Genomic DNA, 13,354 nt, shown 5'->3' with positions numbered 1-13,354 from the left:
CCGCCGGGCCACCCGCAAAACAGCCTTCATGTTGCATATCCGACAGCGCTGGTCGGACAAGGGGAGGAATATTCGCCGTCGGTGGCGGATTTGCCCTAAAATGCGTGTCTTTATCATCTTTGAACAACCGTGAGTTTGATTGATGACGAGTACGCCTAAACCCCTGGTCCTGATTATCCTGGATGGCTTCGGACACAGCGAAAGCCCCGAATACAACGCCATCTTCGCCGCCAACACACCGGTCTACGACCGCCTGCGCGCCACCCAGCCGCACGGTCTTATCTCCGGGTCCGGCATGGACGTGGGCCTGCCCGACGGGCAGATGGGCAACTCTGAAGTCGGTCACATGAACCTCGGCGCCGGCCGCGTGGTGTACCAGGATTTCACCCGAGTCACCAAAGCCATCCGCGACGGCGAGTTCTTCGAAAACCCGGTGCTCACCGGCGCGGTAGACAAGGCTGTCGGTGCCGGCAAGGCCGTGCATATCCTCGGCCTGCTCTCCGATGGTGGCGTGCACAGCCACCAGGACCACCTGGTGGCCATGGCCGAACTGGCCGCCCAGCGTGGCGCCGAGAAGATCTACCTGCACGCCTTCCTCGACGGCCGTGACACCCCGCCGCGCAGCGCCCAGTCATCCATCGAACTGCTCGACGCCACCTTTGCCAAGCTGGGCAAGGGCCGCATCGCCAGCCTGATCGGCCGCTACTACGCGATGGACCGCGACAACCGCTGGGACCGCGTACAAGCCGCCTACGACCTGATCGTCGACAGCACCGCGCAATACACCGCCGACAACGCCGTGGCCGGCCTCGAGGCCGCCTACGCCCGTGACGAGAGCGACGAATTCGTCAAGGCCACGCGCATTGGCGATGCGGTCAAGGTCGAGGATGGCGACGCCGTCATCTTCATGAACTTCCGCGCCGACCGTGCCCGCGAGCTGTCGCGGGTGTTCGTCGAGCCTGACTTCAACGAATTCCCACGGGCCCGCCTGCCGAAACTGGCCGCCTACATCGGCCTGACCCAGTACTCGGCGAAAATCCCGGCGCCGGCGGCCTTTGCGCCGTCCAGCCTGAACAATGTGCTCGGCGAGTACCTGGCGAAGAACGGCAAGACCCAGCTGCGCATCGCCGAAACCGAGAAATACGCCCACGTCACCTTCTTCTTCTCCGGTGGCCGTGAAGAGCCGTTCGAAGGCGAAGAGCGCATCCTGATCCCGTCGCCGAAGGTCGCCACCTACGACCTGCAGCCGGAAATGAACGCCCCCGAGGTGACCGACCGCATCGTCGAGGCCATCGAGCAGCAGCGTTTCGACGTGATCGTGGTCAACTATGCCAACGGCGACATGGTCGGCCACACCGGCGTGTTCGAGGCCGCGGTCAAGGCGGTCGAGGCCCTGGACACCTGCGTCGGCCGCATCGTCGAGGCACTGGAAAAAGTCGACGGCGAAGCGCTGATCACCGCCGACCACGGTAACGTCGAGCAGATGGAAGACGCCTGCACCGGCCAGGCGCACACCGCCCATACCAGCGAGCCAGTGCCGTTCATCTACGTCGGCAAGCGCAAGGTCAAGGTGCGTGACGGCGGCGTGCTGGCCGACGTGGCGCCAACCATGCTCAAGCTGCTGGGGATGGAAAAGCCTGCCGAGATGACCGGCACCTCGATTCTGGTTGATCAATAAGGTCCCGTGGGAGCGGGCTTGCCCCGCGATTGCGATCGCGGGGCAAACCCGCTCCCACGAGCATTGCGATCACATTTGCAGATGAAATCCAGACAAACGCCTCGCCGCACATGCCGCGAGGCGTTTTTTTTGCAAGCCCGCGCGGGCATACTAGGCCAGTCTCCATCCTTGGTACGCCCAACCCCATGCTCCGCGCCCTGTTCCTACTCGCCCTGTCATGCCTGCTCGCCCCGGCCTTCGCCGACGAGCGCGCACAGACCCAGCAACAGCTGGACGCCACCCGCCAGGACATTGCCGAGCTGAAGAAGATGCTGGGCAAGCTCCAGGAGGAGAAGTCCGGCGTGCAGAAAGACCTCAAGTCCACCGAGACCGACATCGGCAACCTGGAAAAACAGGTGGAGGCACTGCAGCAAGAACTAAAAAAGACCGAGGGCGAGCTGGAGCGCCTTGATCACGAGAAAAAAAAACTCCAGAGCGCCCGCGTTGAACAACAACGCCTGATTGCCGTCCAGGCCCGTTCGGCCTACCAGAACAACGGCCGCGAGGAATACCTCAAGCTGTTGCTCAACCAGCAGAACCCCGAGAAATTCGCCCGCACCCTCACCTACTACGACTACCTGAGCAAGGCGCGCACCGAGCAGCTGCGCACCTTCAACGAGACCTTGCGCCAACTGGCCAACGTCGAGCAGGACATCGGCCGCCAGCAGGAGCAACTGCTCACCCAGCGCGCCGACCTCGACAGCCGCCGCCAGGCGCTGGTCGGCGAACGCGACAAGCGCCAGCAGGTACTGGCCAAGCTCAACAGCGACATGAAAGAGCGCGACCAGAAGCTGCAGTCCCGCGAGCAGGACCAGGCCGACCTGGGCAAAGTGCTCAAGACCATCGAGGAAACCCTCGCACGCCAGGCCCGCGAGGCGGAAGAAGCGCGTCAGCGCGCCTTGCTCGCCAAGCAGGAAGAAGAAAAGCGCCGCAAGGAACAGGCACTGGCAGCCGCCGCGCGCAACCAGCAAGCAGAACCGGAAGAGCCCCCGAAAAAGGCCCGCACCACGCTTGGCCCGGTGGTTTCCAGCGACGGCGCCAGCTACGGCGGTGCATTTTCTGCAGCCCGGGGAAAACTTCCATGGCCAGTCAATGGTCGACTGCTGGCACGCTTTGGTGACATGCGCGGCAGCGATGCCCGGGCCAAGTGGGACGGCGTGATGATCAGCGCCAGCGCCGGTACCCAGGTACGCGCCGTACACGGCGGGCGTGTGGTATTCGCCGACTGGTTGCGCGGCGCCGGGCTTCTGGTCATTCTCGACCACGGCAATGGTTACCTGAGCCTGTACGGCCACAACCAGAGCCTGCTCAAGAGCGCCGGCGACATCGTCAAGGCCGGCGAAGCCATCTCCACCGTCGGCGACAGCGGCGGCCAGGACAGCGCCGGTTTGTACTTCGCGATTCGCCAGCAGGGCCGGCCCACCGACCCTGCGCAATGGTGCCGTGGCTAAACTACTTTTACGGCGCGGCGCGTGAAAACGCCGGGCCGATGCTCCCGCAAGGGGCGCCTACAGGATCAGGAGTTCGTTCGACATGCTGCACTCGCCTCGCCTCACCCAGCTGGCCCTGACCATTGCCCTGGTCATCGGCGCGCCCCTGGCGCTCGCCGCCGAGCCGGCCAAGCCTGCCGCTGCCGCCAAGCCGGCCACGGTACCGGCCACCGAGGTGACCGCCAAGGCGCCGCTGCCGCTGGAGGAGCTGCGCACCTTCGCCGAGGTCATGGACCGCATCAAGGCCGCGTATGTAGAGCCCGTCGACGACAAGACCCTGCTGGAAAACGCCATCAAGGGCATGCTCAGCAACCTCGACCCGCACTCGGCCTATCTCGGCCCTGAAGACTTCCAGGAGCTGCAGGAAAGCACCAGCGGCGAATTCGGCGGCCTGGGGATCGAAGTCGGCCAGGAAGACGGCTTCATCAAGGTCGTTTCGCCGATCGATGACACCCCGGCCTCCCGCGCCGGCGTGCAGGCCGGCGACCTGATCGTCAAGATCAACGGCGCCCCGACCCGCGGCCAGACCATGACCGAGGCAGTCGACAAGATGCGCGGCAAGGTCGGCGAGAAGATCGTCCTCACGCTGGTACGCGACGGCGGCACGCCGTTCGACGTGACCCTCACCCGCGCGGTGATCCAGGTCAAGAGCGTGAAGAGCCAGCTGCTGGAGAACGACTACGGCTATATCCGCATCACCCAGTTCCAGGTCAAGACCGGCGAAGAGGTGGGCAAGGCCCTGACCAAGCTGCGCAAGGACAACGGCAAGAAGCTGCGCGGCGTGGTCCTCGACCTGCGCAACAACCCCGGCGGCGTGCTGCAAGCCGCAGTGGAAGTGGCCGACCACTTCCTGACCAAGGGCCTGATCGTCTACACCAAAGGCCGCATCGCCAACTCCGAACTGCGCTTCTCGGCCGACCCGGCCGACGCCAGTGAAGGCGTACCGCTGGTGGTACTGATCAACGGCGGCAGCGCCTCGGCGTCGGAGATCGTCGCCGGTGCCCTGCAAGACCAGAAACGCGCCGTACTGATGGGCACCGACAGCTTCGGCAAGGGCTCGGTGCAAACCGTGCTGCCGCTGGCCAACGACCGCGCGCTCAAGCTCACCACCGCGCTGTACTTCACCCCCAACGGCCGCTCGATCCAGGCCCAGGGCATCGTCCCGGACATCGAAGTGCGCCCGGCCAAGCTCACCGCCGAAACCGACACCGAGAACTTCAAGGAAGCCGACCTGCAGGGTCACCTGGGCAACGGCAACGGCGGCGCCGACCGCCCGACCGGCAGCGCCAAGCGCAAGGAGCGCCCGCAGGACAACGACTTCCAGCTCAGCCAGGCCCTCAGCCTGCTCAAGGGCCTGAACATCACCAAGGGCGAATAAGCACACCCCATGCGTTACCTGCTGTCCCTGCTGTTCTGCCTGCTGGCCGGCGCCGCGCACGCGGCCCCGGCCAAGGCCTACCTGAGCATCATCATCGACGACCTCGGCCAAAGCAGCGAGCGTGACCAGCGCACCCTGGCCCTGCCCGGCCCGGTCACGATGGCGATCATGCCCGACACCCCCCACGCCACCACGTTCGCCCGCCAGGCGCACAAGGCCGGCAAGACGGTGATCCTGCACATGCCCATGGACCCGGCCACCGGCCCCTACGCCTGGCATCCCGGCACCCCGCTGCCGGAGCTGGCCCAGCGCCTGGACGCCGCCCTGGCCAAGGTGCCCTACGCCGCCGGCATCAACAACCACATGGGCAGCCGCATGACCTCGCAAGCCGAACCCATGGCCTGGTTGATGGGCGAGTTGCAGCGCCGCCATCTGTTCTTCGTCGACAGCCGTACCAGCGCCGCCACGGTGGCGGCGGCCAAGGCCCAGGAGATCGCTCTGGCCCATGTCTCACGGGATGTGTTCCTCGATGACGTGCGCACGCCCGAGGCAATCAGCGCCCAGTTGCAGCAAGGCATCACCCTGGCGCGCAAGCAGGGCTCGGCCGTGCTGATCGGCCACCCCTACCCGCAGACCCTGCAGGTGCTGGAAAAGGAGATGCCCCGGCTCAAGAGCCAGGGCATCGAGCTGATCCCGCTGCGCCAGATGATCGCCGAGCGCAGCAACCTGGCCATGCCCGCCCATGGCAAGGGCGGGCGCTACCAGAACCGCTGATGCGTCAACGCAAGAACGGGATGATGTCCTTCACCTGCGCATAGGTAATGGGGCCACGGTGTATTCGCTGGCCCTCGGCTGCCAGTTTCTGCGCATCCTCGCGGCCATAGAACCGCTGCTGCCAGGTCTTCAGGTGGCCTCGCGTGAATGCAGTGGGGCCATCGTCAGCGTGCTCGAAGTGAAAATGCGCCACCCAGAGGGCCCGTCCCTTGCCATCACCCGGCCGGGCCAGACGCAAGACGCGGTATTCATCCATGGCACTGCCATCGGCGATCTGTCGGCGCCCAGACTGATACTCGACCCTGATCAGCCCTTGCTCATGCATGAAGGCCAGCGCCAAGGCATCAGGGTGACGGGTCTTGTCGAAGAGCTCGACGAGCAACGCGGTCCTGCGCTGTGACCACAGTTCGATCTGCGCCTGCAATCGCTCGAGCAGCCCAGCACCATCGACTACGCCCGACAGGCCGTCGACGGCCACCCGCAAGGCGTCCAGGTAACCATCGAGCAGCCTCGTCAGTTTGCCGCTGCGCACATCGCCATCGACATACTCCCTGGCCATGCGCTCCATTTCCCCGTGCTCGGCCAACAGCGACTCGGCTTGCGCTCGCGCGTCGTCGACCGCCTGCACCGGTGCGGGAGTGCTGTCGACGACTTCGATCCAGCCTCCTGCGTCATCGGCAGCGAAGCGATGCAGCAACTCATCGGTAAACGGCTCACGCACCTCGAGCCCGGTTTCTACCGGTGTTGCAATCACCAATACGCCCTTGCCGGTGCGTACCGGCAGTTGACGCGCCTGGGTCGTCACGTAGGCCGGGTAGCGGGCTGGCGGCGGCACACCATCCTGTTCCGCAATCGCTTCGACCAGCTGCTCGCTGACCATGCGCTTGAGTGCCTTGAGTTCCTCGGCGTACTGCCCGAGCCGGTCGAGCTCGACCAACCGGCCCCCATTGCCGGCAATATCCAGGCCGTTGATGATCGCCGTGGAGTACTCGTCCCAGGCGGTCTGCAGGATTTCGATACGGTCTGCCGCAGAAAGGTTGCCAGTGCTCAAGCCGGCATGGGCGCTGGCTGCGCTTTTCAGCGTCTCGCCGGCCAGGGCATCGCGGTAGCGAATCAGCTGGCGCGCATGGCCCAGCTGGTCGAGGTGCAGTGCCAGGTCGGCGTAGTTCATGGCCTGGTGGAAGCGCAGTTGCACGCTCGGAATCGTCCGGAAAGACACCAGTCGTTGCGCGGTGATCGGCTCGGAAGTGCTGATCAGAAGTGTTTCAGGCGCAATCTGCGGCAGGAAGGCGTCCAGGTCGAGGCTCGCCTTGAGCATGCTGGCCTGGCTCCCCACCGTATTGGCCAGGTAGCGCCTGTACAGGCGATAGTCGTCCAGCACGTCCGCCACCGGGCGCCCATTGAGGATGCCAGAGAGCCTGTGCAGCTCGGGGTAATCGGCCAGGCGCCGCAGCTCGTCGAAGATGTTCCAACTGTTGATCACCAGCATGTTTCGCGCCGCTTCGAGGTACGCCCTGAAGTTCTCCTCGGTGTACATCGCCCTAACGTCGCGAAAGCGCTGCAACTCCAGCAGTTGCGGGATCTTGTCCATCACCGACCGATCAGTCTCCACCGCCTGCTGGAGATTGGCGATGACCGAGCGGCGCATATCGTCCATTTGCGCGGACTTGAGCGCGATTTGCTGCCGATGGAAAGTAGCCAGTTTGCCAGCCTGATCGGAAGTAAAGGCGCCGTCCCGGTTTTGCACCACATCGGCCAGGCTCTGCTCATGCAGGTCCAGCTTCTCGTCCAGTTCGATGACTTGCAGGGTATCGCTCACGATTCGCTGCCTGAGCCGTTCTCCTTCATCGATGTTGGCGTTCATCTCCCGACCAAGATGATCGTACTGGGATTGGCGGCTGGCTCCGCGCCCTCGCCCCTTGGGCATGCCGCCGAAGAACCCCTCGCGCACCTTCCACTGCTCACCCCGCCACAACCAGGGCCCTAACTGCCCCTCGGGGCCGACCACACGGACCTGCTCACCCCATTGGCGAACCTGGAAGCGCTCGCCGTACAACATCACGTAGCGCTCACCGGCATGTCGGTAGTAACCCTCGGCGTCTTCACCGATACCACGCAGCTCGACGGTTGCAGCCAGGTGCCGCAAGGCCTTGAGCTGAGCGGCAGGCCCAGGCCCCCAGCCCGTGGCATGGACTACCGGGCCCACTTCGACGTCCTGCAAGGCACCCGGCAGGTGGGTACGCCCCATCTGCACCGGGACCGCAGCCAGCGCCGGCACGCCCTGGGGCCTGGCGATATCGAGCGGCGGCGCAGGCGGCACAGGCTGTCGAGCCTGGGGCAGGCCGACATGTCCCAGCAGCATGGACAGGTTGGCGATCAGATCCAGTACCGCCAGCGATCGTTCGGCATCGCTGCCATGCTCCAGCGCCTGCGCGTCATCGTTCACGGCCGCGAGCAACAGCGCCAGCCATGTTACCGCCGCAATAGGCCCACGCAGCAACGGCGTGACGATGTTGAACAGCAGCCAACCTCCCTCGAGCAAGCGTTGCCAGCGGCTCTGGGCGTTGGACACAACCTGGCGCCGAGCGAGATCTACCATCGCCTGCAACTTGTGCATGAACAGGTTGATGTCGGTATCGGCGAGCCAAGGCTGGAACGACAACCGCGCCGGGTTGCCCAGCGATTCGAACGCTTCGTAGATGGGCACCAGCACGCCACCCGCCGCTTCTTGCCAACCCGTGATCCTGTGGGGCCGGGTGAACCCACCCGCACCATAGATGGCTCTGGCCTCATCGCCCAGCCACTGCAGCACACTGCCCTGCAATGCAACGTCCTGATCGATGGCGTGCATCAGGGCATCGGCATCAGCGAACTGGCGCAACGGTGCATCCGCATAGAGAGGGCGATAGAGCAGCAGCACCTGGGATTGCCGAAGGCGAATGACGAACATGCAGGTCACGGTGTCCAACCGCCGATAACCAGGGACCGCGAATGCCAGAGGCGCGATATCGAGGGTCGACTTCAGGTCGAGGTTGCCGCGACAGAACTCTGCCAACACTTGCCACGCCTCGAGATCCAGCCCGCCCCGGACCTTGAGCTTCAAGGCATCGAACAGCAATTGGCTACGCCACTCGCGAGCGAAACACCGAATCCGGGCATCCCGTGTGAGCGGGTCACTCAACGCCGTGCTGAGGTAGGCGGGGTAATGCCCGCCGATATCCACCCGGCCAACCAATGCCTGTACATAGTCCGCAGTCATCCAGTCGGCGATCAGCTGCCCGTGGCGGTGAGCGATCGCAACGATACCGCCGTGCTCCAGTGCCGCCAGGTTGCCAATGGCAAACTCGGTCAAACTCAATGTGCGCCGCGTCACCACGCCATCGCCCGGCCCCGTGGCAACGCCACCCGGTACGCCCTGAGCGCTCTGCACCGTGAGAATCAGGTCGTCGGCAAAGTAGTTCGCCTCTTGCGGATAGTCGGCCAACATCTGCTGACGCAGGTGCTCTCGGCTGTAGGCATGAAGATCCAGCACACCATCGAGTGATGACTGACCTTTGGACAGCGCCTGCTCGACAGCCAGGTCCAGCATGGCCGTCTGATACTCGAAACGGTCCTGGCTGGAGGCCTGCACCAGCCAGTCGGGCACGGCGAGCCCTGGGGCCTGCTCGTCGAAATATGCGGCTTCGAAGAACAGCGTGGACGGGTCGCTCAACTGCGCGAACCAAGCCTCCAGCTGCTCGACCGAGTCGATCGACAGCCATGGCAAGTGATCAAGCCGGGACAGCATCCAGCCGAGCAGCAAGCCGGACTGCTGCAGCAAAGGTTCGCCTTCCAGCGCGTAGCGGCTCCAGGACAACCTGTCGAAGCGGTGGCGGTACGCCAGCCGGTCACGCAGGTCGATGGCAAACGCGTCCAGGGACGTGTAAGCATGCACCTGCCCTGAGGGCTGGCAACAAATCATCAGGCGCGTCTCGTCGCGCTCCAGCGACACCAGCAAGTCGGGGAGCAGTTCATGTTGCTCCTCCTGCCCCACGCTCATCGTCACCTCGATGGCGTTGATCTGCATCGAGGCAGTTCGCCCCCCCAGCAGTTCATACAGGCACGTCCTGGCCTCCTCGGTCAGCGACTGTACTTGAGCGCTACCCAGTAGCGCTGTGCGCAACGCCTGCTGCATCCAGCGATGCCGGCTTACGCCACAGTCGTCGGGCGCCAGGCACGGCGCGGCGTTCCAGAAGTCGACCTGGGCCTGGCAGAAAGCCGCTGGCAGATCCCTCACAAGATCATTGAAAGCCTCCGTCACCCCATGCAGCGCTCGAGTATCCAGCGCGCTGTGCGAGGCGGGAAAGCGGTAGGGATCCTCCACCCCCAGGTTGTAGGTTCGCGCCCCGAGCGCTTCCAGGTTCATAGGCGCGCCCCCGAGCAACGCCTGCAGCACGACGTCCACCAGCGGCGCCGTGCCCCAGTAATCCGCATCGGGAACAGGACTGTCGAGCATGATGGGGTCGGCGTCATCCAGCGCAGGCTGGACCTCGGCTATCCAGGCAAATTTCGTGGCCAGCAACTTGAGGATTTGCTGGCTGGCGACCTGACGCAGGGTGGGGCGATCGGCAAACTGCCTGGCGCACGCCTGTTTAAGGCTGATCGAGGTGGTGTTTGACATGGTTCTGGTCCTTTTGCATGACGGACAAAAGGATGCGCTCGCGCCACGACCGCCCAGGCACTACATATAGCTGTCGCGCAGTGTTTGTGCGCCTCTGGCGAGCAGAAACGAAAGAGCCCGGTTCTGACGAACCGGGCCCCTGGCATTGCATCAGCCGTTATCAGCTGTACACACGCCCCAGCAACTGGCGGTGGCTTTCGAACTGATCCAGCACGTCACGCACGATCTGCTCGCGGGTGAAGCCCATCAGGTCGTATTCCTGGCTGCCGTCGTGCAGGTACACCTCGGCGCGGTAGAAGCGCTGCTGCACCTCTGGCTCGCCTTCGACCGGCGCCTCGCTCGGCGCGGCCAGGTAACCATCCAGGCTGGCTTCGTAGACGAAGGGGTTGCCCTCTTCCATCATCACCCGCAGGCCCATCATGTTGCGCGACTGGCCAACACGGGTCTCGACCTCGAAGCCCAGGGTGCGCAGTTGTTCGGCGGCTTCCTTGAGCGCCGGGCTCACCTGCTTGTCCATGAAGCGCTGCACCACGGCCTGGGTCGGCTGCAGGTCCAGCTGGCTCAGGCGCTCGCTGAAGCCGCGACGGCCACGGGCGGCCAGTTCGGCGCGCTCGCTCTCGACCGCGACGTCCTGCTTCATCGCCTTCATCAGGCCGAACATGAACAGCACCAGCACCACCGAGAACGGCAGGCCAGCCAGCACCACCATGGTCTGCATGGCTTCGAAGTTACCGGCAAACAACAGGCCAATGGTTACCAGGGTGATCACCACCGACCAGAACACCACCATCCAGTGCGGGGCGTCTTCGTCCACCTTGCCGCCTTTGCACGACAGGTTGGCCATCATCACCGCGCCCGAGTCGGCCGGGGTGAGGAACAGCACGAAGCCGACGAACACTGCCACGCCGATGACGATTTTCGACGCCGGGAAGTATTCGAGTAGCTGGTAGATCGACATCGACGGCTGTTCGAGCGCGGTCTTGCCGAGCTCCACGGCGCCCTGGTTGATCACCAGGTCCAGCGCGGTGTTGCCGAAGATCGACAGCCAGGCCAGGGTGAAGCCCAGCGGGATCAGCAGCACGCCGCTGACCAGTTGGCGCACGGTACGGCCCTTGGAAATACGGGCGATGAACATGCCGACGAACGGGCCCCAGGAGATCCACCAGGCCCAGTAGAACACGGTCCACAGGCCCAGCCAGCGCTCGGACTTGTCGCCCGCGCCTTCATACACATAAAGGTCGAAGGTCTTCAGCACGATGCCGTTGAGGTAGTCGCCGATGTTCTGCACGAAGGCGTTGAACAGGTGCAGGGTGTTGCCGGCCAGCAGCACGAAGATCAGCAGGCCGCTGAACAGCAGGATGTTCAGGTTGGACAAACGACGAATGCCATTTTCCACGCCCGACACCGCAGCGATGGTGGCCACGCCAGCCATGGTCAGGATCACCGCCAGCAGGTTGGTCTTGCTGTGGTCCATGCCGAACAGGTACTCGAGGCCCGAGGCCACCTGCATCGAACCGATGCCGAGGTTGGTCACCAGGCCCAGCAGGGTGACGAACATGCCGAAGATGTCCACGGCATGGCCGGCACCGCCCTTGACCCAACGCTCACCGACCAGCGGGTACAGCGCCGAGCGCAGTGCCAGCGGCTGGTTGTGACGGTAGGCGAAGTAACCCACGGCCAGGCCCACCAGGGCGTAGATCGCCCAGCCGTGCAGGCCCCAGTGCAGGAAGGTCAGTTGCAGGCCCTGGCGCGCGGCCTCGAGGCTGGCAGGGGTGCCTTCCGGTGGGTTGAAGTAGTGGTCCAGCGGCTCGGACGCGCCGAAGTACAGCAGCGAGATACCGATACCGGAGGAGAACAGCATGCCGGCCCAGGCGCCGTAGCTGAAATCGGGGGTGTCGTCCTTGCCGCCCAGCTTGAGCTTGCCGTAGTCGGAGAAGGCCAGGTAAACGACGAACAGCAGGTAACCGCAGATTACCAGCATGTAGTACCAGCCGAAGGTGCGGGTCAGCCATTTCTGGGCGACACCGAGCACCTGGCCGGCGGTTTCGGGTACAGCGATCAGCAAGGCCGTCAGCACGAGAATCAGCAGCGCCGAGGTGTAGAACACCACGCGGTTGACCCGTACCCGCTCGGCAGGTGGGTTGGTTAGGGAGGCAGAACTCATTGCACGAATGCTCCGGGCAGTGCGGCAGTGGAGGCTAAACAGTTATTTCCGACGCAATTGGTGCAATAGCCCTACAGCGTCAGGTGTTATAAAAGGCACCCTGGAAACCGTGATCCCGATTAGAAACGTTGCAAGAAAACAGACGGGTGACCTGTCGCCGATCCGCATCTCCGTTGAGGAGTGTGCGCATTCGCCACAGCCACCAGGCCCGCTCCAAGGGCCGACCGCGCAGCCTGTGACCGCTCGGCAGAATCTGTCTTTGCATCGCTCATGCCCGTCAACGCCTTGTATTCCGGGGGTTACGCGATTTCCTGGGGTGTCAATCCGTGTCCCGTTGACCGCTTGAAAACTGTCAATGGCACAAATTGTCGCAGAGCTTATTCTTTATTGATTGAACGTTCAATCAAAACAAAATAGACTGGCCTTCGCCGAGTCAGCCGCCCGTCGTCTGCTCGCAGGCCTGAGGAGATAGCAAGATGCCCAAGGTCGGTATGCAACCCATCCGCCGCCAGCAGTTGATCGAAGCCACCCTGCAGGCGGTCGATCAGGTCGGACTGGGGGACGCCAGCATTGCGCTGATTGCCCGTTTGGCCGGCGTGTCGAACGGCATCATCAGTCACTACTTTCAGGACAAGAACGGCCTGATCGCAGCGACGATGGGCTACATCATGAGCATGCTCAACGAGGGCGTGGCCGCACGTCGCCAGGCCCTGACGGACGACAGCCCGCGCGCTCACCTGAAGGTGATCATCGAAGGCAATTTCGATGCGAGCCAGGTGAACGGCCCGGCAATGAAAACCTGGCTGGCCTTCTGGGCCTCCAGCATGCACCAGCCGTCTTTGCACAGGTTGCAGCGGATCAACGATCACCGCCTGTATTCCAACCTGTGCTGCCAGTTCCGCCGCGCCCTGCCGCTCTACCATGCGCGCAAGGCTGCCCGCGGGCTGGCGGCCTTGATCGACGGCCTCTGGTTGCGTGGCGCCTTGTCGGGTGACGCATTCGACACCGACCAGGCGATACGGATTGCTTACGAATACATGGATCTACAACTGGCTAAACAGCACACCCTGGACACCAACGACCAGGCCGCTGAACCACCGCGCACAGCCACTGGCCAACCGGCAGGAGCGTGACGCGGCAGCCAACCACACACTGCACTTGCGAGGACACT

At 64.0% G+C, this 13,354-nt stretch carries 7 protein-coding genes; 5 read left to right on the top strand and 2 right to left on the bottom strand.

The features are described from left to right. Positions 1-142 precede the first annotated feature (142 nt). The 4 genes from gpmI to RTH46_RS11100 all read left to right on the top strand — a co-directional run bounded on the left by gpmI (position 143) and on the right by RTH46_RS11100 (position 5,359). Complete coding sequence (gpmI, locus tag RTH46_RS11115; RefSeq protein WP_316905701.1) at positions 143-1,678, top strand: 2,3-bisphosphoglycerate-independent phosphoglycerate mutase; 1,536 nt, start codon at positions 143-145, stop codon at positions 1,676-1,678. A 185-nt stretch (positions 1,679-1,863) separates the two neighbouring features. Next, the gene (locus RTH46_RS11110) at positions 1,864-3,168 is read left to right on the top strand and encodes a murein hydrolase activator EnvC family protein (RefSeq protein ID WP_110995322.1); all 1,305 of its coding nucleotides are present in this window, start codon (positions 1,864-1,866) and stop codon (positions 3,166-3,168) included. Between the two features lie 82 nt (positions 3,169-3,250). Then, entirely contained in the window at positions 3,251-4,585 is a 1,335-nt protein-coding gene (locus RTH46_RS11105; protein WP_316905700.1) for a S41 family peptidase, read from the top strand. Between the two features lie 9 nt (positions 4,586-4,594). Beyond that, on the top strand, positions 4,595-5,359 hold the full coding sequence (locus RTH46_RS11100) for a divergent polysaccharide deacetylase family protein (protein WP_279848245.1): 765 nt from the start codon (positions 4,595-4,597) through the stop codon (positions 5,357-5,359). 4 nt (positions 5,360-5,363) lie between these two features. Here RTH46_RS11100 and RTH46_RS11095 read toward each other — a convergent pair whose 3' ends face one another. Then, positions 5,364-10,019 (bottom strand): DUF6543 domain-containing protein, encoded by a 4,656-nt coding sequence (locus tag RTH46_RS11095; protein WP_316905699.1) that lies wholly within the window; start codon positions 10,017-10,019, stop codon positions 5,364-5,366. Between the two features lie 160 nt (positions 10,020-10,179). Further along, a complete protein-coding gene (locus tag RTH46_RS11090) occupies positions 10,180-12,183 on the bottom strand; it encodes a BCCT family transporter (RefSeq protein WP_125465881.1) in 2,004 nt (667 codons plus the stop codon). A gap of 476 nt (positions 12,184-12,659) precedes the next feature. Here RTH46_RS11090 and betI point away from each other — a divergent pair, with 476 nt between their 5' ends. Beyond that, positions 12,660-13,316, top strand: coding sequence for a transcriptional regulator BetI (gene betI / locus RTH46_RS11085; RefSeq protein ID WP_153788970.1), 657 nt, complete (start codon positions 12,660-12,662; stop codon positions 13,314-13,316). Positions 13,317-13,354 lie beyond the last annotated feature (38 nt).

The sequence above is a fragment of the Pseudomonas sp. zfem004 genome (assembly GCF_032621715.1).
In the GTDB taxonomy this organism is placed as follows: Bacteria; Pseudomonadota; Gammaproteobacteria; order Pseudomonadales; family Pseudomonadaceae; genus Aquipseudomonas; species Aquipseudomonas sichuanensis.
Note: the sequence above shows the minus strand (reverse complement) of the source record. Positions and strands in the feature narration are given on the sequence as shown.

Excerpts from the sequence above, each read along its gene's own strand:
- RTH46_RS11095 (WP_316905699.1), bottom strand. The coding sequence starts at position 10,019 with ATGTCAAACACCACCTCGATCAGCCTTAAACAGGCGTGCGCCAGGCAG.
- RTH46_RS11110 (WP_110995322.1), top strand. The coding sequence starts at position 1,864 with ATGCTCCGCGCCCTGTTCCTACTCGCCCTGTCATGCCTGCTCGCCCCG.
- RTH46_RS11100 (WP_279848245.1), top strand. The coding sequence starts at position 4,595 with ATGCGTTACCTGCTGTCCCTGCTGTTCTGCCTGCTGGCCGGCGCCGCG.
- RTH46_RS11090 (WP_125465881.1), bottom strand. The coding sequence starts at position 12,183 with ATGAGTTCTGCCTCCCTAACCAACCCACCTGCCGAGCGGGTACGGGTC.
- gpmI (WP_316905701.1), top strand. The coding sequence starts at position 143 with ATGACGAGTACGCCTAAACCCCTGGTCCTGATTATCCTGGATGGCTTC.
- betI (WP_153788970.1), top strand. The coding sequence starts at position 12,660 with ATGCCCAAGGTCGGTATGCAACCCATCCGCCGCCAGCAGTTGATCGAA.
- RTH46_RS11105 (WP_316905700.1), top strand. The coding sequence starts at position 3,251 with ATGCTGCACTCGCCTCGCCTCACCCAGCTGGCCCTGACCATTGCCCTG.